Annotated in this window: 28 protein-coding genes and 1 pseudogene; all 29 read left to right on the top strand. The window is 32.9% G+C overall.

The features are described from left to right. Window positions 1-61: 61 nt before the first annotated feature. The 29 genes and pseudogenes from ACREV6_RS22105 to ACREV6_RS21965 all read left to right on the top strand — a co-directional run bounded on the left by ACREV6_RS22105 (window position 62) and on the right by ACREV6_RS21965 (window position 22814). Window positions 62-349: a PDDEXK family nuclease gene (locus ACREV6_RS22105; RefSeq protein WP_431580501.1), complete on the top strand. Its 288-nt coding sequence runs from the start codon at window positions 62-64 to the stop codon at window positions 347-349. After that, window positions 339-1710, top strand: a pseudogene (locus ACREV6_RS22100) (SNF2-related protein). The gene ACREV6_RS22105 and the pseudogene ACREV6_RS22100 overlap by 11 nt, the downstream one beginning before the upstream one ends. A 1-nt stretch (window position 1711) precedes the next feature. Then, window positions 1712-2956, top strand: coding sequence for a DNA polymerase III subunit beta family protein (locus ACREV6_RS22095; RefSeq protein ID WP_431580211.1), 1245 nt, complete (start codon window positions 1712-1714; stop codon window positions 2954-2956). Between the two features lie 28 nt (window positions 2957-2984). Further along, on the top strand, window positions 2985-3419 hold the full coding sequence (locus ACREV6_RS22090; RefSeq protein WP_431580210.1) for an RNA polymerase subunit sigma-24: 435 nt from the start codon (window positions 2985-2987) through the stop codon (window positions 3417-3419). Window positions 3420-3512: 93 nt separating this feature from the next. Further along, complete coding sequence (locus ACREV6_RS22085) at window positions 3513-3905, top strand: hypothetical protein (RefSeq protein ID WP_431580209.1); 393 nt, start codon at window positions 3513-3515, stop codon at window positions 3903-3905. 287 nt (window positions 3906-4192) lie between these two features. Beyond that, window positions 4193-4504 carry a hypothetical protein gene (locus ACREV6_RS22080; protein ID WP_431580208.1) on the top strand — a complete coding sequence of 104 codons (312 nt, stop codon included), beginning with the start codon at window positions 4193-4195 and terminating at the stop codon, window positions 4502-4504. A 10-nt stretch (window positions 4505-4514) separates the two neighbouring features. Then, window positions 4515-4706 carry a hypothetical protein gene (locus ACREV6_RS22075; RefSeq protein ID WP_431580207.1) on the top strand — a complete coding sequence of 64 codons (192 nt, stop codon included), beginning with the start codon at window positions 4515-4517 and terminating at the stop codon, window positions 4704-4706. Between the two features lie 5 nt (window positions 4707-4711). Next, on the top strand, window positions 4712-6475 hold the full coding sequence (locus ACREV6_RS22070) for a hypothetical protein (RefSeq protein WP_431580206.1): 1764 nt from the start codon (window positions 4712-4714) through the stop codon (window positions 6473-6475). 12 nt (window positions 6476-6487) lie between these two features. Continuing rightward, the gene (locus tag ACREV6_RS22065) at window positions 6488-7834 is read left to right on the top strand and encodes a phage portal protein (RefSeq protein WP_431580205.1); all 1347 of its coding nucleotides are present in this window, start codon (window positions 6488-6490) and stop codon (window positions 7832-7834) included. Further along, the gene (locus tag ACREV6_RS22060; protein ID WP_431580204.1) at window positions 7827-8561 is read left to right on the top strand and encodes a minor capsid protein; all 735 of its coding nucleotides are present in this window, start codon (window positions 7827-7829) and stop codon (window positions 8559-8561) included. The genes ACREV6_RS22065 and ACREV6_RS22060 overlap by 8 nt, the downstream gene beginning before the upstream one ends. A gap of 323 nt (window positions 8562-8884) precedes the next feature. Continuing rightward, on the top strand, window positions 8885-9523 hold the full coding sequence (locus ACREV6_RS22055) for a DUF4355 domain-containing protein (RefSeq protein ID WP_431580203.1): 639 nt from the start codon (window positions 8885-8887) through the stop codon (window positions 9521-9523). A 14-nt stretch (window positions 9524-9537) separates the two neighbouring features. Continuing rightward, window positions 9538-9906: a hypothetical protein gene (locus tag ACREV6_RS22050; protein WP_431580202.1), complete on the top strand. Its 369-nt coding sequence runs from the start codon at window positions 9538-9540 to the stop codon at window positions 9904-9906. Between the two features lie 16 nt (window positions 9907-9922). Beyond that, window positions 9923-10948 carry a major capsid protein gene (locus ACREV6_RS22045; protein WP_431580201.1) on the top strand — a complete coding sequence of 342 codons (1026 nt, stop codon included), beginning with the start codon at window positions 9923-9925 and terminating at the stop codon, window positions 10946-10948. A 49-nt stretch (window positions 10949-10997) separates the two neighbouring features. Next, window positions 10998-11285: a hypothetical protein gene (locus tag ACREV6_RS22040; protein WP_431580200.1), complete on the top strand. Its 288-nt coding sequence runs from the start codon at window positions 10998-11000 to the stop codon at window positions 11283-11285. A 4-nt stretch (window positions 11286-11289) separates the two neighbouring features. Then, window positions 11290-11697, top strand: coding sequence for a DUF6751 family protein (locus ACREV6_RS22035; protein WP_431580199.1), 408 nt, complete (start codon window positions 11290-11292; stop codon window positions 11695-11697). Next, window positions 11697-12053, top strand: coding sequence for a minor capsid protein (locus ACREV6_RS22030; RefSeq protein ID WP_431580198.1), 357 nt, complete (start codon window positions 11697-11699; stop codon window positions 12051-12053). Before ACREV6_RS22035 ends, ACREV6_RS22030 begins: the two co-directional genes overlap by 1 nt. Beyond that, on the top strand, window positions 12050-12487 hold the full coding sequence (locus ACREV6_RS22025; RefSeq protein WP_431580197.1) for a chloramphenicol resistance protein: 438 nt from the start codon (window positions 12050-12052) through the stop codon (window positions 12485-12487). Before ACREV6_RS22030 ends, ACREV6_RS22025 begins: the two co-directional genes overlap by 4 nt. Before the next feature lie 2 nt (window positions 12488-12489). Continuing rightward, window positions 12490-12972 (top strand): hypothetical protein, encoded by a 483-nt coding sequence (locus tag ACREV6_RS22020; RefSeq protein ID WP_431580196.1) that lies wholly within the window; start codon window positions 12490-12492, stop codon window positions 12970-12972. An 11-nt stretch (window positions 12973-12983) separates the two neighbouring features. Then, window positions 12984-13328, top strand: coding sequence for a DUF6673 family protein (locus ACREV6_RS22015; RefSeq protein ID WP_431580195.1), 345 nt, complete (start codon window positions 12984-12986; stop codon window positions 13326-13328). Continuing rightward, window positions 13328-13924 (top strand): bacteriophage Gp15 family protein, encoded by a 597-nt coding sequence (locus tag ACREV6_RS22010; protein ID WP_431580194.1) that lies wholly within the window; start codon window positions 13328-13330, stop codon window positions 13922-13924. Before ACREV6_RS22015 ends, ACREV6_RS22010 begins: the two co-directional genes overlap by 1 nt. Before the next feature lie 52 nt (window positions 13925-13976). After that, the gene (locus ACREV6_RS22005; protein WP_431580193.1) at window positions 13977-14210 is read left to right on the top strand and encodes a hypothetical protein; all 234 of its coding nucleotides are present in this window, start codon (window positions 13977-13979) and stop codon (window positions 14208-14210) included. 49 nt (window positions 14211-14259) lie between these two features. Next, a complete protein-coding gene (locus ACREV6_RS22000) occupies window positions 14260-14406 on the top strand; it encodes a Com family DNA-binding transcriptional regulator (RefSeq protein WP_431580192.1) in 147 nt (48 codons plus the stop codon). Window positions 14407-14461: 55 nt separating this feature from the next. Further along, window positions 14462-18895, top strand: a complete 4434-nt coding sequence (locus ACREV6_RS21995) for a phage tail protein (protein ID WP_431580191.1) — start codon at window positions 14462-14464, stop codon at window positions 18893-18895. Then, complete coding sequence (locus ACREV6_RS21990; protein WP_431580190.1) at window positions 18885-19742, top strand: phage tail family protein; 858 nt, start codon at window positions 18885-18887, stop codon at window positions 19740-19742. Before ACREV6_RS21995 ends, ACREV6_RS21990 begins: the two co-directional genes overlap by 11 nt. Window positions 19743-19745: 3 nt before the next feature. After that, window positions 19746-20741, top strand: coding sequence for a siphovirus ReqiPepy6 Gp37-like family protein (locus tag ACREV6_RS21985; protein WP_431580189.1), 996 nt, complete (start codon window positions 19746-19748; stop codon window positions 20739-20741). A gap of 15 nt (window positions 20742-20756) precedes the next feature. Next, window positions 20757-21653 (top strand): hypothetical protein, encoded by an 897-nt coding sequence (locus tag ACREV6_RS21980; RefSeq protein WP_431580188.1) that lies wholly within the window; start codon window positions 20757-20759, stop codon window positions 21651-21653. Next, entirely contained in the window at window positions 21654-22373 is a 720-nt protein-coding gene (locus tag ACREV6_RS21975) for a hypothetical protein (RefSeq protein WP_431580187.1), read from the top strand. Window positions 22374-22390: 17 nt separating this feature from the next. After that, window positions 22391-22657, top strand: coding sequence for a hypothetical protein (locus ACREV6_RS21970; RefSeq protein ID WP_431580186.1), 267 nt, complete (start codon window positions 22391-22393; stop codon window positions 22655-22657). Window position 22658: 1 nt separating this feature from the next. Further along, window positions 22659-22814 carry a CD1375 family protein gene (locus tag ACREV6_RS21965; RefSeq protein WP_431580185.1) on the top strand — a complete coding sequence of 52 codons (156 nt, stop codon included), beginning with the start codon at window positions 22659-22661 and terminating at the stop codon, window positions 22812-22814. Window positions 22815-22945 lie beyond the last annotated feature (131 nt).

Below are 22945 nucleotides of genomic sequence, written 5' to 3'. Positions count from 1 at the left end.
ATACGCGTACGTAAGAGAATTTTGGTAACATTGGCAACACCTAAAAAAGAAGGTGATTATTATTCAAGAAGCTGTTATTGAAAAAAGACTTATAAAAGAAGTAAAGAAAATAGGTGGTAAAGCATTAAAGTTTGTTAGTCCAGGAATGTCAGGAGTGCCAGATAGGATTGTCATTTTACCACATGGAAAGATTATATTTGTAGAACTTAAAGCACCAGGAGAAAAACCAAGTCCAATGCAAGAATATAGAGCAAAACAATTTAGAGCTTTAGGATTTGATGTTAGATGTATAGATTCGGTTGAAGGAATAATGGAGCTTATAAAAGAGGTGAGAGGCAATGCAATTTAAACCACATGAATACCAACAATATGCCATATCCCATATCATAGATAATCCATCAGCTGGGTTACTATTAGATATGGGGCTGTGAACTAGGAAAAACTGTAGCAACATTAACTGCAATAGATAATTTGTTATTTCTGGGGGATGTGGAGAAAGTTTTAGTTATTGCACCTCTAAGAGTAGCAGAAGATACTTGGAGTACTGAGGTAGAAAAATGGGACCATCTAAGTCATTTAAAAATATCTAAGGTTTTAGGTAAACCAAAAGATAGATTAAGAGCAATGAATAAACCTGCAGATATTTATGTTACTAATAGAGAAAATGTTGAATGGTTAGTTAAAGAGTACTTTGATAAGTGGCCATTTGATATGTGTGTTATAGATGAACTCAGTTCCTTTAAATCTTCCAAGGCAATTAGATTTAGATCCTTAAAGAAAGTAAGACCATACTTTAAAAGAATAGTAGGACTTACAGGAACACCAGCACCTAACAGTTTAATAGATTTATGGCCACAATTATATTTACTTGATGGGGGCATACGATTAGGTAAAACAATAACAGGATTTAAGCAGCAGTATTTTAAGCCTGGAAGACAAAATGGTTATATAGTTTATGACTGGAAACTGAAAGATGGTTCAGAGGATGCAATTCATAATAAAATAGGTGACATATGTATTTCCATGATGTCAAAGGACTATTTAGATATACCTGAGAGAATAGATAATATTATAAATGTTAACTTACCTGAAAATGTTAGGTCCACATATAAGAAATTAGAAAAGGATCTAGTAATAGAGCTTGAGGATAATGATATAACAGCAGCTAATGCAGCAGTACTTACAAACAAACTTTTACAAATATCTAATGGAGCTATATATTCAGAAACTAAAGAAGTAGTAGAAATTCATGAAGAGAAATTAAAAATATTATTAGAGCTTATAGAAGCAGCTAATGGTAAACCAGTATTAATATTTTATAGTTTCAGACATGATTTTGATAGAATAGTTAGTTACTTAAAAGCTAAGAAATTAAAAGCAATTGGACTCGGAGATTCTAGTGATATTAAAAAATGGAATGATGGAGAAATACCAATACTTTTAGTTCATCCAGCAAGTGCCGGTCACGGACTTAACTTACAGTATGGTGGAAATATAATAATATGGTTTGGACTTACTTGGAGCCTAGAGTTATATCAACAGGCAAATGCAAGACTTCACAGACAAGGCCAAAAGCAGTCAGTAGTTGTCCACCATATAGTTTGTAAAAATACGGTGGATGAAGATGTTATGAGAGCACTAGGGAATAAAGAAATAAATCAAAATACATTACTTGAAGCTGTAAAGGCTAGAATCAAAGGAGGAGTATAAGGTGAATATTGAGTTAGATCTATTTAAATTAAAAGAAACCCTAAAGGCACTATCTAAGCTAAAATGTAACCTGTTTTTGACTGGCATTGTAACTAAAACTGTAAGAAATACAATAACATTCAGTAAATCAAATTCGGATACAACAATGAATATTTCCTTAGATTGCATTTCCTATGGTGGAGATGAGAGATTTGTTTTACCATCTGGAATAGTAGAATTAATTAAAAAAATTAAAGAAGATAATTTAACCCTTATGGATAATCAAATAAAAGCCGGTAATAAAATTATAAAGTTTTCTGCTACTGGTCCAAGTCAGCCAGAAGATTTATTCAGAGGAGATTTATTGTTTACTACCACAGAAAAAGAACTTCATAGAATGTTAGAAGTAAAATATGCAATGGCACAGGATGATACTAGACCAACACTGTGTGGTCTATTCTTTAATAATAATGAAACATGTGCAATAGATGGATATAGGGTAAGTGTTAGGAAAGGAAATTATGAGTCTAGTGCAAAGTTTGTACTTAACAAAAATACTGTTGAGATATTAGACAGCACACTTGATTATAAATCAGATAATGAAGTCCATGTGTATACGGATGATAAACAAGAGAATGTAAAATTTGAGATAGGAAACATAGAGATTGTTGGTAAGATCCTTCAGGGTGAGTTTATAAAGTATAAGAATATTATTCCTGAAGAGCATTTCTATGTGAGTATTATAGATATGGGCAAACTTAAAAATGAGCTTGAATTTATAAACGGAGTTAAAACAAAGCATATACAGTTAAATTTTACAGAGAATAAATTAACTCTATTAACAAGCCAGTGCAAAGAAGAATTTGATAAACAAACAAGTGAAATAAAAACTAAGGAATTACAAGTTCAAGCCCATAATGATTACAAAGAAAAATATAACATCTGGGCCACTAAAAAAGCAAAAGCAGAAAAAAATAAAAAGGAATTTAAATTAAAGTGTCCTGAAGAGAAAAATATAAAAGTCCAGAAGGTGTATTCTTTAGTACCGGTAGCAGATATAAAAATAGAAGTAGACTGTGATACCAAATTTGATGATAGTTCTAAAAGCGAATTTAGAATAGCAGTAAATTCAAAGTACCTATCAGAATGTTTAAAAACTTATACTGACAAAGTTGAGTTTAGAATGAGTGCCTGTGTTAATCCTATTGTAATAACACAGGATGGGGATAACTTAGAAATGGTACTACCTATAAGAATAAGAAGTTAGGATAAAAAAATATAAAGTAGGTGAGTAGTTGACAAAAGAAGAGTTATCAAAGTTACAAAAAATCATATCCGAAATTGAACAGATTAAACGAGAATTAGAAAGTATTGAGCCAGAGTATGCAATGGATTCTGTAACAGGGTCAAGTATAAATTTTCCTTATACGCAACATAGTATTAAGATAGAGGGATATGATATTAAAAGTTATGAGCATAAGGTTCAGAGGATACAGAATAGATTAAATCGTAAGCTTATTGAGCTGGTGGAAGAAAAGGACATGCTGACAGAGTATATCTACAGTTTAGATGATAGTGATTTAAGGCAAATACTTATGTATAGATATGTTAAAGGACTAATTTGGGAAGATGTTGGAGCAAATATGGGTTATGCAACTATTACGGTCAGATCAAAACATGACAAATTCTTGAAAAGTATATCACCTAATATCACATTGAAAGAAGTATAATAGTATTATTAAGAATTATAGATAGATTAAAGAGCACTGGTGGACAACTGGTGTTCTTTTTATTATGGTGTTGACTATATAGGAGGTGATTAGATGTTAGATCAAAGACAAATTGATGCAATAGAGAGACAGGCTACAGGGGGCAATATCACTGATATGGCAAAGGCAGCAGGAGTTACTCGTAACACTATTTATAAATGGATAGAACTAGAGGAATTTAAGGCTGAGGTGGCCAGATGTCAACAGGAGTATATATCTTCCACAATACAGATAATCACCTCCTATGCGCCTAAGAACGCCATGAAGTTGATTAAGCTGGCGGATAGTACTACTAGCAAGAAGATTGAGTTAGATGCTAGGCTTGCTCTATTGAATAAGACTATGCCTAATACAAATAAGATAAGCATAGATGATGGTAGAGATAGTAAGGACAAAGTTGATGTTGATGTATTGGATGCAGAGATGGATGAGTCAGATTCTGAGTAGTTGAATGGTTTTAATTGTATATGTTCATAGTTAGTACACAGTTAGTTAATGATTAGTTCATACAAATACCTGATAATGTCATTAATAATAGTAGTTAACCAAAGCAATGGGTTTAGAGTGCGTTGTAATGTCGTGAAAATACTATTTCACGACGTTATTTAATTTATTGATAATTGATAATTTGTTGAAACTTGATGGGGGTGGCATTCTAATTTTTGAAATTTTCAAAATCGTGGTGGCCGACTCCACATTTTCTACAATATTTTTTTAGGTTAGGGGCGAGAGTAATGGTAGATATAAGATTAATACTTAAAATAGAAAAGGCATTAGGATTTAATCTAAACATAATGCAGTCTAAGTATTTATTTACAAAAGAGCTTTGTAGTTGGTATGGAAGAAAAACAGGTTATACAACTGCATATATAGTTAACCTTGCGCTTAGTACAAATATAGAAATTAAGCTAAGTGATTTAGTTAGAGGTAAATATAATGATGAATTCCATGGCAGTGACTATAACTCATGGTTTAAGCATGAATTTTTAAAAATCAGAGATAAACTTTCTATTGTAGGTCTTCCAGTTATTAAAATTATAAAGTAGGAGGGTGAATATGAAAGTAACATTATTAACTCAATGGAAAGATAAAGAATTAGTATGCTGCTGTCCTTTGGTAAATAAGTGCAACAAGAACCATGGATGCGAAGAATTAGATTTTACCCTTGATGCTTATGCTAACATAAATGAATGCATGGGCCAAAGGGTATATAAAAGAGTTAATGGGGCAATGACTCAGAGAAGGTGATTTAGTTGCAAGATATAGAAGTAGATGAACATAAAGTTAATAGGCAATTATTATATAAATATTTAAAGCAGTTATATCCTCAAGGTACCAAAGCTAGAGATTTAATGAAGCAACATAAGGACCACTTATTTGACAAGTATGGATTAGCCTGGTCTGTTGGTAAAAGGTCATTAGAATTTTTCTGTATGTATTTTTTACAAGATGTATTCCTGGTTAAAGAAGATAATGCTGCAGCTCCAATTGCAGAAGTACACAGAGAGCTCTGGGAAGATATACAAGAATCTATAATTGGTGAGGGTCCTGAACAAATAGGAAGAATACTCCCTAGAGGAACAGGCAAGTCTGCCTTTGGTACTTATGCAACTACTATTTGGAGTCACTGCTATGAATTTAAAAAATATACTTTGATTTGTAGCGATATAGGATCCACTGCTGAGAAATTCATTAAAGATATAAAAAATACATTTCTGAACAATGAATACATTGAAAAGGCTTTTGGAAAGCTCCTGGATGATAAAGATAAAAGATATATTTGTAATTCTACACAGTTAGAGTTCACAAATATATCTTTTTTAGAGGCCATTTCTTCAAGCTCTCCCATGCGTGGTAGAAAATATGATAATTGTAGACCTGATCTTATTATCCTCGATGATTATCAAAGTGAGGATGATGTAAGAACTGAGGATGCGCGGTTAAAAAAGTGGAAACGCTTCAGTGATGATGTTATGTATGCTTCTCAGAAAGCATTATATCGTAAGGGTGAGAAAGTTAAAAAGGGTACCACTTTTATTGCAGTTGGAACACTGCAGCATAAAGAATGTTTTTATAGCAGTCTTATTAAACAACCTACTTGGAAATTTAAAAATGAAAAGGGTGTATTAATAGATGACTTTATAGACGGAGACGGTAAACTAATTAACGGACTTGATCATTATTTTGAGACTGGTTTATGGCTTGAATTTAAGAATATCTTCTTCGACTTTAAAAATGAAAATCACTTAGAGGATGCAAAGGAATTTTACTGGTGGTATCAATCAGAGATGCAGTTTCCTATGTTATGGGATGAATTTTGGGATTGCTTAGATATAGCCATGAGTTATTATGCGAATCCAAGTAGTTTTAAACAAGAGGTTCAGGGTGATGTAAATAGTATAGGTGAAAAATGGTTTAAAGTTGTTAATACTCAAACTCGTACAGAAATTGAGACTCATAAATTTATTAAAACTATGTTAGTTGTGGATCCAGGAGCAACAGCAAACGTTAAATCAGATTATTCATCATTCTTAGTAGGTTCAGAATGTGATAATGGATTAAAGTATGCTCGTAAGGCAGAACTTGCAAAAATAAATGCTAGAACTAATTTTGATGATTATATTAAGCATATGGTTGATTTATTAAAGGATTATCCTGATATAACTCATGTTTCTATTGAGAAAAACACATTTAATGGTGCTGATGCTTTTCAGCTTGAAAAATCAATTGGTGAGGATCCTGCATTGAGGTCCAGGGGTATAAAAATCATTAATGATGCTCAAAAGAAAAATAAGGATGATAAAATCAGCACAATTATTCCATATATGAATAAAGGGCAGATTATTTTTGCTGAAGAAGATGAAGAATTTATAAATCAAATAATGGAGTTTGCAGGTCAGAAATTTTCGGTTCATGATGATGCTCCTGATGTAACGGCTGAATTTAATTTGAAAATTGACATAATAAAAGTAACAAGTATTGTAACTGTATTTGACAGAAGAGCTTTAGGTCTATAAGGAGGTGGAGAAATGAATATAAATGAATTAATAAAAAAATTATTTAAGAAACAAGTCAGTTTTGATTTGTATAATCCTGAACATCTTAAATTGGTTAAAAAGATATATGGCCAGTATAATGCAAATAGGTATATACATGAAAAGATGTATAGGTATTATAAGGGTGATACTGATGCAATGCGAAATTATAAATTTATAACTGAGAGATCCAATATTAAGACAAATACAAACTATATGAAAAAATTTGTTAAAGAAGAGGTTTCCTATACTGTGGGAAATGATATAACCTATGAGTCCAAGAGCGCTAACAACGATATAGTTAAAGATATTGAGTATTACACCGCGCATTGGGATGAATTGCATGATACCGACCTTATGAAGTATTTATTAGTATTCACTAAAGTTTATGAACTATATTATTTGGATGAAAATGATAGTGCTGACTTTTGTAGCAAAATTGTAAAACCTACTGATGGATATGCTTATACAGATAACTCAGGTAAGATTTTATTTTTTATTCGTGCTTTTAAAAATGATTTTGACACAACTAATCAGTATATAGATGTTTATACCGCTGATTATATATACCATTTTGATAACAAATTTAATGAGATAGCTCCTCCAAAAGAAAATATATTTGGAGAAGTTCCTGTTAGTGTTGGAATATTAACACTGGAAGAATATCACGATAGTTTATATAAAGATATTAAAGGCCTTCAAGATGCTTTTGAAACTAATTTTAGTGATATAGGTAATGAAATAAGTGATTTTAGGTCAGCATATCTTGTGTTTACAGGTTGTGAAATTAATAAAGATGATATCCCTGATATGAAAAAGTTAGGAGTATTACAAGCAAAAGATAAAGATAGTACTATTCAATGGCTCATTAAAAATATCAATGATACATTCATCCAAAATACACTTGATAGGTATGTAGATACAATGTATCAAATAGCTTGTCATATAAATCATAATGAGGGTATGGTTAGTAATTTAAGTGGCGTTGCATTGAGGTCCAGGTTAATAGCTTTAGAAAATAAATGTGAGCTTGAAGAAAAGGCACATAAAAACATTGTTAAAAATCGTAATAGATTTTTATGTATGTATTTAAACCTTAAGAAAAATAAAAATTATGATTATAAAGATATTAATGCTCTTTACACTCCTAATATTCCGATGGATGATTTAGGAACTGCTCAAATGTTGGCGCAGGTGCCCGAGGGTACTATTTCCAAGGATACTGCAAGAGGCTTATTCAGTTTTATTAATAATAAAATTACTGAAGCTGAAAAAGTTAAAAAGGAACAGGATGCAGAAATACCAGAAATTGATTTAAATACTGTGACCGCTGATGAGTAATTATACTGATGAAGAAGAACTTGAGTTTGTAGAAAGTCTTTATGATGAAGCTGACAAACAAATAAAAGAAGTTTATCAGGAACAAAAGAATAATAGAGATGAATTATTAAAGCAAATAGCAACTATCATGCTTACCTATACCATTTTAAATGACCTTATGAAGCTTTCTAGTGCAGACAAAAAGAAAGAGTATAATAGGTTGTCTAAAATGGTTACAAGTGGTGCTCAGATACAAGGGACTACTCAAAACAGGGTTATAAAAGATATATTAACCACTACAGTAGCTAAAACCTTTAATTTCTATAGTTATAATGTTGGATTAAAAGATGTTAAAACCATTATAGGCAATAATTTCAAAGGAAAACATTTTTCCTCAAGAGTTTGGGAAAATGAATCTGATGTTGCCAAGCATCTAGATAAACAGGTTAATGATTTTCTTAGTGGCAAGGTAAATGTTAATCAAATTAAAAAAAATATTGAAAAAACCTACAATACCAGTGCTTATAATGCGAAAAGACTAGTAGAAACTGAAGTTAGCCGCGTGGAAGATGAATCATTTAAAAGATTTTGTAGGGAAACCGGAGTAAAAAGAGTTATGAGAAACGAGGAAATGGATTCCAGGACCTGTGGTGAATGTGCTGGCATAAATAAAAATATATATGACTTGGAGGATGCACCTGGGCTTTTGCATCCTCTTTGTCGTGGGTTCAATACTATAGTCGAATAAATAAGCGAGTGTTTTTCTTATGAAGGGGGAGATATTGCTAATATGAAGTTAATAAAACATATACTACGTTGGGATAGGTGGAGAAAACATAATATTAACTCAAAAATTTATAAATTGTTAGTTCTTTTTGGAGTTCTGAAATCACCAACTTTTGGGTTAATGATTTAATACTATAGTCGAATAAATGGTGTCCTTAGTCATGACATTAAACTGCTATATCAACGTCTTGTGGGCATTTTGCGTATAAGGGGTACAACTACACCAAAATAATAAAAATTTGTGTCTTATGGGCATTTTCGCGTATAAGGGATAGGAGTGAATATATGTTAAAGAAAGATTTGTTAGAAAAAATAAAAAATTCAAAAGACGATGAGGACATTAACACTTTATTGGTTGGAACTGATGTTGAAACGCAATTTAAAACAAGTGGATTAACCTTGGATGCTTTTAAAGAAAAAATGAAAACTGATAAGGATTTTAAGGCTTACGCAGATGGGGAAAATGATAAGCATTATGTCAAAGCTCTTAAAACATGGAAAGAAAATAACTTAGAAAAGGAACTTGAGCCATTTATGAATGCAAAATATCCTGATTTAATTAAAGATCCAAAGGATAAAAAGGTTTTGGAAATGGAAACCAAAATAGCACAAATGGAAAAAGCATCTGCTAGAAAGGATCTACTTACTGAGGCAATGAAGTATGGTGCTGAAAAGAAGTTGCCAGCAGGATTTATTGATAAGTTTCTAGGTGAGGATCTAGATACTACAAAAGCTAATTTAGATGTATTGGCAATTGATTGGGGTAAAGGTTTAGAAACAAGCATGAATGAAAGACTTAAATCCAGTTCTTACGTTCCTGGCGGTACAGATAAAGGTGGAGAAAAACTTTCAATTGGTGCTGCAATGGCTCAAAAAAATAATAGTACAAAGGTTGTATCAAGCGATCCTTGGGCAACAAAATAAAGGAGGAATTATAAATGTTTAAGAAAACTAGTTATACCAATGATTTAGAAATATTATATTCACCTGCAAATTTAGTATGTTTCAGTGGAACATTGATACAAGGCGCTACGGTTGCCGATGAAAATGGTAAAAAGTATATTGTATCAGGTGCTTTAATTGATGCTACTGGGAAAGTAGTTACTCAAACAGGTGCAGTTGGGTCAGAAACATTAACGACTACTCCTATTGGAATCCTATATCAAACAGTAGATGTTACTAATGGGGATGAAGCTTGTTCATTAGTAGTTGAAGGATATTTAAGAGCGGATAGAGTATTAGCTGGTTTTGCAGCTAAAGGAATTACAGCAATTAAAACAGCATTACCAAATATAAAATTCAGATAATCGAGGAGGAATAATAATGCCAAAATTAGTAGAAGTATTTAACACAAATGAGTTAATAAATTATTTTAGTGAAATAGTAGCAGCTCCAATGTTGGGTGAATCTTTATTCCCAGAACGCAAAATTCAAGACATTGAGTTTGACATGATCTTAGGTAGGGGCGGTTTACCAGTTAGTGCATCCGTACATGCGTTTGATACTAAAACAATGTTAGCAAGTAGACAAGGCATTGAAAAAGGTATTCAAAGTTTAGCACTTATCAAAAGACAAATTAAGATTACAGAAAAAGAGTTAATCAAAATTCAAAATCCAAGAAATGATGCAGAATTAAACTATGTATTAGCACAATTATACAAAGATTCTGAGACATTAGTTGAATCTATACATGTTCGTGTGGAAGCTATGAGAATGGAAATCCTTTCTACTGGTAAAGTTAAAATAGAGGAAAATGAAGTAAAAGTAACAATAGACTATGGCGTACCAGCAGAGAATCAAAAAGCTTTTAATTGGTCAGCAACAACTACGGCAGCGCCACTTGTTGATTTAGAAGCAATTGCAACCGCAGTTGAAACAGAGTGTGGGGCTAGACCTACAAGGGCAATAATTTCTCGTAAAGTAATGAAAGCCATATGTGCATGTACATCTATCAAGAAAGCAATCTTTGGAACTAACTCAGATAAGCTTGTTACTCTAGCATTGCTAAATGATCTATTATTACAATCAGAATTACCAATATTACTTATAAACGAGGGCAAATATAAAATTGAAACTGCAGACGGATTTGTAACTACTAGATACTTTCCTGAAAACATAATTGCAATGTTTGGAAGTGCTGAATTAGGTGAAACAATTTACGGATTAACTGCTGAAGAAGTAAAATTAATAGGTGATGGTAAAATGGAAGAAGCTTCAATGGTTGGAGATGTATTTGTTGGGACTTATACTTCTATTGATCCAGTTGCAGAATTTACAAAAGCAGCCGCTACTGCAATTCCAAGTTTTCCACACGCAGATGAGTTAGGAATAGCTACAATAACACTTTAATAAAGAGGAAATTAATTTCCTCTTTTTATTTATGTAAAGGGAGGTATTTATGGAACTTAGCAAGGACCAAAGAAAGGCTATACTTACAATCAAAAACTACTTGAATGTAGGTACCAATCCAAAATATACAGATGAATACATGATGGTTAATTTTGAGCTTGCCATTGATGAGTTAGTAGAAAGTTCTTTAGCTATTAAATCTATTAAAGCTACAGGAATTAAATCTAAGAGTGATGGTGTACAATCTGTTACATTTGCTGATGGTATTGAAGCATGGTCTATAACCGATAATGTAAAAATGTTATTGCCGCTCCCATATGTCAGGATGATGGGGTGATTAGATGGTATTATTTCCAAACACTGATGTGACAATTTATAATAAATACTATAATTTTTCAAGTGGATATGACCTATATCAAAGGACCGTTATTAAAGGCGTTAACTGGAATGGCGTTAGGAACGCTACAGTTAGTAGCAATGGTTTATTACTAGCTGATTCCATCCGTATTATCTTAGATAAAATAGATAATTATATTTCGCCAAAACAGTTTGCAAAATTAAATGGTAATGAAAGAGTAAATTATTTTACTTTAGCTATAGGAGATAAGATCGTAAAAGGTGAAATTGACTTTGAAATTTTGGGTATTAAACCTAACTCCATTGCTGATTTAGAAAAAAATTATAATGATGTAATAAATATAATGTCTTCCAGAGAATTAAGTGATCATTGGGAAGTTGAGGGGAAGTAATGGGCGCAACTATAAAAATAAATATGAACTCAGCTGCAGCTATTATGGCGAAAAGAAAATTGCAAAATAATGGACCTGCTCAAGTACTTTTTACAAAAGAATGTGCTAAAGCATTTAATAATTATATACCTCTTGATACCGGCCGGCTTAAGGATATGATGATCACTATTGAAACTGCTAGAATTATATATTCAGCGCCTTATGCATCGAAACAATTTTATAATAACAAGGGTATGGGGAAACAGGGTGATGCAGCTGGCGGTAAAAGGGGAAAGCAATGGGCTTCACGCGGTTGGATTGATAATGGAGGTACTATTGTACAAACTATTGCTAATTTTTGTGGAGGACATATATGATAATTGAAAGCATACGAAATTTTATAAAAGACATGTCTTGTTTGGAAACTTTTAATGATGCTATTAGATTGAATGTAAATTATTTAGATACTAATATTGATGCATATAGTATTGAGGAAGTTCCTATAGAACCTATTCTAAAAAAATATGTTAATGGTGATAGCATTAGACAGTATGCGTTTATATTTACTAGCAGAGAGCCATACGGTTCAGATGTTATACAAAATATTGATAACTCAGGCTTTTACGAAAAGTTTGCGGATGAACTTGAATCTAAAAACGATAATGAAATATTTCCTATATTGGATACAAATTTAGAAGTTAGAGAAATTAAAGTAACAAGTACAGGCTATGCATTTGCAGTTTCAGAGGATACTGCACAATATCAGATTCAATTAAGATTAAAATATTATAAAAAACAAGGAGGAATTTAATCATGGCAGTTAGAAAACGTAAAATACAAGCAAACTATTTAAAGGCGAAAGCAGCTTTTGAATTACTAGGAACAGGATTCACAGAACTAAATGAGAGCCCATCAGCGCAAACATCAAGTAAGAGGTACATCAATCAATCAAGTGCAAGCCAAAGTGTTACGGGCTATGAATGGAACACTTCTTTCAATGCAGACCAAATTGTTAGTGAAAATGTTATCGAACATATAAGAAACATTGGAGAAATGCAACTTACAGGAGCTGATACAGAAACAGAATATATAATAGTTGATTTAGATGAAGCTGCAGTAACGACTGGCTTTAGAGCTAGAAAATTTAACGTGGCAATATCTGTAGACAGTTTTGATGACAATGATGGAGAGCTTGGAGTTTCAGGAAGTTTCTTGGGTTTAAGTGATCCTATACTAGGAACATTTGATACTGTGCTTAAAACATTTACAGATGGATTTGTAGCCAAAACAATATAGGAGGGATTTAATTGAAAATTAATAATGTAGAATTAGAAGATATAGATATATTAGATGCGGATGTAGCTGAAAAATACGAGAATGCATTAGGAGAGGTAGCGGGAATTGCTAAAAAAGTTGAGGGTATGAAGCCATCTGAAAGTATTAGAACTCAATGCAGAGTTATCTTTAGTACCTTTAATACTTTATTTGGAGAAGGTACAGATAAAAAAATATTTGGGGATAGGGTTAATCTATTGATTTGTTTGAAAGCATTTGAAGAATTAGTAGTAGCCATGAATTCTCAGAAAGAAGAGGTTCAAAAACTCGCTAATAAATATTCTCCGAATAGGGCACAAAAACGTGCTAAAAAATAATGAATATTTTAATTGACTTATTACCTTTGGAAGTCACTATAGAAGGTGTGGAATATAGCATAAATTCAGATTTTAGAACTTCTATGCTCTTTGAGTTAATGATGGCTGACAATGATTTAGATGATAAACAAAAGATAATACAGGCCATAGAATTATATTATCCTAAGACTCCTGAAAACATAAATTTAGCAATGGATCAATTGCTTTGGTTTTATAGATGTGGTAAAGATATGGTTGCATCAAGCGGAAATGGTAAAGGTAAGAGCAATCAAATTTATGATTTTAACTTTGATGATGATTATATTTATAGTGCATTTTTAGATCAATATAGTATTGATTTACAAGATGTAGATTTGCATTGGTGGAAGTTCAAAGCAATGTTTAAAAGTCTTAAAGAAGATAATGAGATAGTTAAAATTATGGGTTATCGTTCTATTGATCTAAATGAAATCAAGGATAAAGAGCAGAAAACACAATACAAAAAAATGAAAGAATTGTATAAAATAAAAGGTCAGGTAAGTAAAAATGAAATTGAAAAACTTGATAGTATTCAAAATGCTTTGCTTAATGGTGGAGATTTATCCAAACTATTGTAATATTACCCTGTATATGCAATAATTAATACAAATTGTATATGGGGGTGATTATATGCAATGTCCAAAATGTAAAAATGAAAATGTATCTGTGACACTAGAGCAAATTGCTGGTAAAACTAAAAATAGAAATATGGGATGTCTTTGGAGTATTGGAAGGATTTGCTTAATTCTTTGCACTTGTGGCTTGTGGCTATTGATTGGGAAAAGAAAGGAAACTGGGAACATAAAGTTTAAAAATAAAACTATAGCTTTATGTCAGCATTGTGGTTACAAATGGGAAATATAAAAAAAGTACTTACAGAAATGTAGGTGCTTTTTTGTTGGAGAAAAAGAAGGTGATTAAAATTGTAGAGATTAGATGTAAACACTGCAATCAAATGCTTTTAAAAGCTGATTATGTTAAGGGAGAATTAAAGTGCCCTCGATGTAAAAAAATAAATGATATTAATATACCAAAGACAGAGCCTAGAGCCACACATTAGTGTAGTGAGCCAGTGCCTGCTTTTTATTTTATATAAAAGGTAGGTGAGAAAATATATGAGTGATGGAACGATAATAATTGATACTAGTGTAAATGGTAGTGGCGCTGAAAAAGGTATACAAGGCCTTAGCGGTAAACTGGGAAGTATGGCTAGTGGTGCATTAGGAGTAGCTTCAAAAGTCACTGCAGCAATGTTAGCAGTAGCTACCGGAGCGGTGGTTGCATTAACAAAAACATCAGTTGAACAATATGCTCAATTTGAGCAGTTAACGGGTGGAGTTCAAACATTATTTAAAAGCAGTAGCGATAAAGTTATGAAGTATGCTGATAATGCGTATAAGACAGCTGGAATGTCTGCTAACGAATACATGAGCACCATTACAGGATTCTCTGCAAGTTTATTACAAGGATTGGGTGGAGACACAAAAAAAGCAGCTGATATAGGAAATATGGCTGTTACCGACATGGCAGATAACGCAAACAAGATGGGTACAGGTATTGGAAATATACAAACCGCATATCAGGGGTTTGCAAAGCAAAATTATACTATGTTAGATAACTTAAAGCTTGGTTATGGTGGTACAAAAACAGAAATGCAAAGACTTCTTGTTGATGCAGGAAAACTTACTGGTGTTAAATATGATATGAAAAACTTTAGTGATGTTATTACAGCTATTCATGCAATTCAAACTCAAACTGGTATAACTGGGACTACTGCAAAAGAAGCTGCATCCACTATCGAAGGTAGTTTGAACATGACTAAATCCGCATGGGCCAATTTATTAACAGGTATGGCTGATGAGGAGTCTGATTTTGATGGATTGATAAAAAATTTAGTTACTAGTGTAGGTGCTTTTGGGGAAAATATATTACCAAGAATAGAAGTTGTTATAAATGGTATTGGGCTTTTAATAGAAAAATTATTTCCATTAATTATTGATAAAATACCAGGATTAATAAATACCATATTACCTGGTTTGTTAGATGCTGGGGTAAAAATAGTAGCTTCTCTTGGAAATGGCATGCTTACATCTTTGCCAGTAATTATAAGCTTAGGGTTACAAGTAATTCAAAGTTTAATTACAGGATTACAAACCAATTTACCAGCAATAACAAGTGCAGTTGTGCAGATAATGACAAGTTTAGTAACTGGAATATTGCAAGTGTTACCGCAATTATTGAGTGTGGGGCTCCAAATTATAGGAAACCTTGCTATGGGTATAGGACTAGCGCTTCCTACACTAATACCTCTTGCTCTGCAATGTGTTATGAGCTTAGTTAATGCAATAATTACAAATTTACCGTTACTATTAAATGCTGGATTGCAAATTATAACTGGATTAGTAACTGGTATATTGACAGCATTACCTATGCTTATAGCTATGTTGCCAACATTAATAACTAGTATAGTAACATTTATAACTACTAGCCTACCAATTATAATAGAAACTGGAGTAACGTTATTAGTGGCACTTATAAATGGTTTAGTAACTGCATTGCCACAATTAATAGCTATGCTACCACAGATAATAGACAGTATAATAAAAGTATTAACTGAGAATTTGCCAATAATCCTACAGGCTGGGATAACGTTATTGGTAGCACTTATAGACGGATTGACAAAAGCCCTACCACAATTAATAGCTATGCTACCGCAGATAATAGATAGTATAACAACCATAATAACTAAGAACTTACCTGTGATTCTACAGGCTGGAATGACTATTTTAGTAGCGCTTATAGATGGGTTAATAAAAGCCCTACCACAGTTGATAGCTATGTTGCCACAAATAATAAATAGCGTGTTAAAAGTAATATCTACTAACTTGCCAATAATTCTTCAGGCGGCAATAACAATTATAATTGCTATTATAAAAGGTTTAGTGCAAGCCCTACCACAATTAATAGCTATGTTACCTACTATAATCAATACTATAGTAAAAGTTCTTACAGATAATTTACCGCTTATAATTAATGCAGCTGTTCAGATTATGATTGCACTTATAGGTGGTTTAATACAGGCAATTCCGCAACTTATTGCTGCAATACCTCAAATAGTAATTGCCCTAATAGGCGCTTTTGCAAGTGTTAATTGGGGTAAAATTGGTATAGATATTTTAGCTGGTATTGGCAAAGGGCTTATTGCTGGTATTGGGACAGTAATACAGGCAGCAAAGGATGCGGCTTCAAGTATAAAAAATGCTTTTACAGATTTTTTCGATATACATTCGCCATCAAGAGTTATGAGAGATGAAGTTGGTGTTATGATTGGCAAAGGTATGGCTGATGGTATAAAGGCTAGTACTCCAGAAGTAGTAACCGCGGCTTCGAAAATGTCAAAATCTGTGATGGAAGCAGCAAAAGAATGGATTGATAATCGTAAGTATTATAACAAATTGAGTCTAGATGAGGAGCTTTATACTTGGCAACAAGTTCAGAAGAAAGTTAAGAGAGGCTCGGAAGAGCAAAAAGAAGTAGATAAAGAAGTTTATAGGCTTAAGAATGAATTACTTGCTAAACAAGCTGATGATGCTAAGAAGAAATATGATGCCTCAATTGCCGTAATTGACAGTGAAAAGTATTATAATAAATTAACTCTAGAGCAAGAACTTACTTTTTGGAAAGGCATTCAGAAGAAATATAAAGCTGGAACTGATGCACGGATAGAAGCAGATAAAGAAGTTTATAGGATTAAGAATGAATTGATTAAAAAGGAAGAAACTGATAGGCAAGACGAATTATCAAAATACAAAGACACAATAGATGAAGCTAAATACTATAACAAAATGAGTTTAGAAGAAGAATATAAAGCCTGGTTAGATATGCAAAAGAAATACGAAGAAGGAACTGACAACCGTAAGAAAGCAGACAGAGAAGTATATAGACTTAAAAATGAATTGATCAAGAAAGAAGAATCAGATAATCAAAAATCATTTTCAAAAGCTAAAGAGTCAATAGATGAGCGTAAATTCTATAACACAATGAGTTTACAGGAAGAATATGATGCTTGGTCAGAAATACAAAAGAAATACAAAGATGGCACAAAAGAGCGAAAAGAAGCAGCTAAAGAAGTTTATAGACTTGAGAATGAAATAAACAAAATTAATCGTGAGCATGCGCAATCTCTTTTAAAGATAGAAACAGATACCGATTCTAAACGAACAAGTCTCGCTGCAGACTATGCTAAAAGTGTTTTAGATATTAATACAGCATCAACAGACAAGAGAAAGGGCTTAGAAGACGAGTACTATAATAAAACTAAAGAAATTAATGACAAGCTTGTACATGATATCAAGAATGTTAATAAGGAGTATGATGATGCGGTTGTTTCGCGAACCCAATCATTGTATAATGCATATGGTTTATTTGATGAGGTTAGTGCCAAATCTCCAGTAAGTGGGCAGTCCTTAATTAAGAATTTACAAGACCAGGCTGCAGAAGTAGAATCATGGAAATCAAATATGTCTGGGTTATCCCAAAAAGGTATCGGCAATGATTTAATTAAAGAACTAACAGATATGCGTCCTAAATCCGCAGCACAAATCGAAGCTTTAAATAAACTATCTGCTCCTGAATTAGATACTTATGTGAAATTATGGAAAACAAAGCATGACGAAGCAAAGACAAGAGCAATTAGTGAGCTTGAAGGATTACGTTTAGAGACATTAAACAAAATAAGTACCTTAAATAATGAATCAGAACAGGCTCTAAGTGACTATGTATCTACATGGAGTGACAAAATGTCAGATATAGCTACTGAGTCAGCTTCAAAACTTACTGAATTAAAAACTAATTATGATAAGCAACTTACAGAATTAAACGTTGACTCAGCGTTACAACTTAAAACTTTAAATGAAGATTGGGCTAAGAAAATAGGTACTCTAAAAACAAATACCGAAACTCAATTTAAGACAATGGCTACAAATGTAAAAAGTACAGTAAACACATTGAGAACTGGTACTGAAACGGAATTTGCAACACTTGCTACTAACATCCAAACCATAATGGCTACTCCTGATTGGAATGCAGTTGGAGCGAATATAATACTTGGTATAACTCAAGGAGTTAATAATATGGCTATTAATCTTGCCAATACGGTTGCACAGGTTGCGTTACAGGCATTACAGTCAGCTAAAGATGTTTTAGGAATACATTCACCATCCACTGTATTCAGAGATCAAATTGGTAAGTATATGGCACAAGGTGTTGGAGTAGGTTTTGAAGATGAGACTAAAAACATACAAAAGAGTATGCAAGGCAACTTATCTGATCTAGTTGCTAAAATGAAAGACACAGTGGGGTACGAAACTGCTAGTATTACAGCAAAGGTTGTAGCGAGTAATGGTTATAAATCTGGTCAACAAGGTACTACGACTAACAATGATAATGGTGTTACACAAAATGTTACAATTGTTAATCCACAAAATACACCTAGCGAAAATGCTAGATTGCTTAAAAAGACAGGGAGGGATTTAGCCCTTGGATATTAATATAACTTTAAAAAGTAATAATAAAATTTTAGAAATCACTAAAGATACTTCCTATAAGTTAATAGAAATTGAGGGCATAGAGAGTGCGGAATTTCAATTAAATATAACCTCTAATTCGCAGTATGATGGAAGTACAGTTAGTAGTAAGAGAATAGATAAAAGGCCTATCGCAATTGTGGCAGACTTTAAAGGAGAAAACAAAGAGATCGAACGCGAAAAGTTGATCTCTTTTTTTAATCCCAAATATGTTGGAGTCCTTATTGTTGATTATTGTGGAGTAGAAAAAGCAATAGAATATGAAATAGAAAGTTTTAAGGCTCCTCTTACCAATACACATGATCTTCTAACATTTACAGCAGATTTAATATGTCCAAATCCATATTGGACTGATTTATTAGAAAGCAAAGAAGAAATAGCACTATGGAAACCTGATTTTAGTTTTCCTTTGAAATTATCAAGTGGCGGGATTAAATTTGGACATAGAGAGCCAAGTTTAATCGTAAATGTAGCTAATTTGGGAAATACAGAATGTGGAATGAGAGTAGAATTTAAAGCCCTGGCTACACTTACTAATCCTTCGATTTTAAATGTAAATACTAGAGAGTTTATAAAAATAAATAAAACTATAGTTGCAGGGGAAGTAATCTCAGTTAGTACTTATTTTGGAGATAAAAATATTAAAAGTACTTTAAATGGTGTTACTACCAATGCTATTAATTTTATAGATTTTCAAAGTACATTCCTTCAGCTCGATGTTGGAGATAACTTATTCCGATATAATGCTGATACCAATTTAGACAATTTGGTGGTAAATATTTATTATCGTCCACAGTATTTGGGGGTGTGATGGATGGAACTTTATATATTTGATAGGTTATTAAATTTTAAGGGTATAGTAGATAATTTTATATCCCTAAGGTGGGTCCGCAGGTACTTCAAATGTGGTGAATTTGAATTGCAATGTGTGTTGACTCCTGAAATCCTTATTTTATTACAAGAAGAATGCATCATTTATAAAAAAGATGATACTGAGGTAGGTGTAATAGGATATGTAAATTATAAGTTAGATTCAGAGAGCAAAGAAATAATAGTAATCAAAGGAAGGTTTGCTACAGGATATTTGACTAGGAGAATAGCATTAGGGGCTACCGTAATTAACAATACTGCAGAAAATGCTATTAGAGGCCTTGTAACAGATAATGCGGTAAGTCCAACAAATACTAATAGAGTTATTCCAAACTTACTATTAGGGGTTAGCAATGGGTACACAGGCACTATAAGCTATACCTTAGATAATAAGGAACTACTAGAGGATATAACCAATATAGCAACCTTAGGAGCATTAGGATTCAGGACAGAATTTAATACATCTACAAAGAAATTAACTTTTAATATCTACAAAGGACTTGATAGATCTGTAAACCAAAGTGCTAATTCAAGGGCCATATTTAGCAAAGAATTTGAGAACATTTTAGAACAAGAATATACAAATAGCTTAGATAATTATAAAAATGTGGCTTATGATTTAACAACAAGTTTAGGAAACAGCACCGGATTAGATAGATTTGAATTATTTGTAGATAAAGATTTAGCTGCAGAGTTAAGCAAGAGATTAAAATTAAAAACGTTTGATAGCAAGATAAACCTTAACTCTAATCTTAAGTACAAATTTAATTTTGATTTAGGAGATATAATAACTATCGTTTCTAAGAAATGGGGAATTACATTGGATAGTAGAATAACCGAGATTGAAGAAATATATGAGGAAAATAGGTTATCTATTAATGCAGTGTTTGGTAATTCGATACCGACCTTAATAGATAAAATCAAGCAAATAATAAAATAGAAAGGATGTGATAGTTTGGAAAAATCAAGTTTTTTTAATAGTATAGGTGATGATCGCGAATATTTTGCACAAGATTTTGCTCAATACTTTGCAAGCTTTATCGGTAACGGTGTATTCCCATTGCCTAGCACAAATTTACAAATAATAAGCAATAGCAATATGACGGTTACTCTAAAGCTAGGTAAGTCTTGGATAGATGGTTATTTTTATATAAATACAGATGACCTAATTTTGCCTTTAGAAAATGCAGACGGTGTATTGAAAAGGATTGATAGAGTGGTAATACAGTTTAATACTATAAATAGAACAATTACAGCAAATATTAAAAAAGGTACATTTGCAAGCGCACCAATTGCGCCAACCCTACAAAGAGATGCAGATGTTTATGAGTTAGGTATTGCAGACATCTATATAAATAAAGGTGCAGTAAGTATAGTACAAGCAGATATAACAGATTTGAGGGCAAATACATCCTTGTGTGGCATAGTACATGGTGTAGTTCAACAATTAGATACCACCACATTTTTTAATCAGTATCAGGACTGGATTACAAGTAAAAAGGCACAGTACAATGCAGAACTAGTAGACTGGACTGCTGAAAAACAATTGCAATATAATGTTTGGTATGATACTAATACGCAAAACTTTTTCGATATGTTTAACACCTGGTATAATACCAATACCAATACCTGGACAAACGATTTTAATAGTTGGTTCAATGCAGTTAAAGGGCAATTGACAACAGACGTTGCAGGTAATTTATACACTTTAATTACAACATTAGAACAAAAAGTTGATTCGCATTGGGCTGATAACTCGAAGCATATTGACAGAATGTTAGATCCAGGAACTTCAAAACATTATAAATTAGGCATATTAAATGGACTATTATATTATAAGGAGGTTTTGTAATTGCCAGGAGAAATTTTTATTGCAGATAAGATCACATTAGATTTAATATTGAGCAAAGTTAATAGCCTTTCTAATTTAACGAAGACTATGTCCTTTGCAAATGTAGGAACTTACCAATGGGTGGTCCCCGATAAGGTTAAAGCTGTTAGACTGTCCATTGTAGCTGCTGGAGGTGGCGGTGGTGCTGGTTATGGGCCTTCTGCTGGTTATCCTAATGCTGGTGCTACCGGTGGGGTTACTAGTTTTGGAAATTTTGTGTCTCTTGGAGGCGGTAGTGGCGGTAGGCCTGGTGGTGGACCTACCGCTGGAGCTGGTGCTGGTGGAGCTGGCGGTAGTGGGGGTTATGCTAGAGAGGGCGGAGTCCTTACTAGTATTGTTGGTGGTAATGGTGCTGGCGGCGATTATAGTAGTAATGCTTATGGTGGTGCTGGTGGTGCTGGCTATCGTTATGGTGGTAATGGTGGTGCTGGTAATGGTGGTTCTGGTACTGCTGGGTATACTGGCGGTGGCGGTGGCGGTGGCGGTAATAGTGGTTCTGGTTATGGTAGCGGCGGAGGTGGCGGTGCTGGTGGTTGGTTAAATAATTTTCCTATACCAGTAACACCTGGTGAACCAATATTAATAACTATAGCTGCTGGCGGTGCTGGTGGTACTTCTGGGTATAATAGTGCTGGCGGTGCTGGGGGAAGTGGACTGGTAATAATAGAATGGAGTGAATAGGATAGGGGGTATACCATATGAAAGATTTTGCACAGATATATAAAAGCAAAGTACATTGGATTTTTAAGGCTGAAGTAAAGCCCGACTTTGCTCCGAATATCGTGTTAGTAGAAATAACTGGTAATGCAGAAATCAAAGAAGGTTGGGATTATGACGAGACAACTAAGACATTTAGGGAACATGTAGAGCCAATAATAGTCCAACCAGTTGACTTAGCTAAAGTCGAAATGGCTGAACTTATAATAGAATTATCAGAACAAATAATAACATTAGGAGGAATATAATATGAAAGATTATTTAATAAAGGCTTATGGTTATTTGGTTAAGGTAAATGTGTGGGATTTAGAGCCAGTGGAAGCTAGCACAAAGAAAGTAGTACCTGAGAATTACAGAGCATCGGTTGCTTTGTATTTAGCTACAGGAGAAATTGTTGCACTTTAGGAATATAATCTGAACTAACTCAGGGGACTTTAATAGTCCTTTTTTCATGTTTAAAATATAAGAGGAGGTGTGATTATGAAAGGTAAGGAGTTAATTAAAAAGATAAAGGAATTAGGAATAGAAAAAGATGT

It is taken from the genome of Clostridium sp., from assembly GCF_050717515.1.
In the GTDB taxonomy this organism is placed as follows: Bacteria; Bacillota; Clostridia; order Clostridiales; family Clostridiaceae; genus Clostridium_AD.
This window is presented reverse-complemented; position numbering and strand designations above follow the sequence as displayed.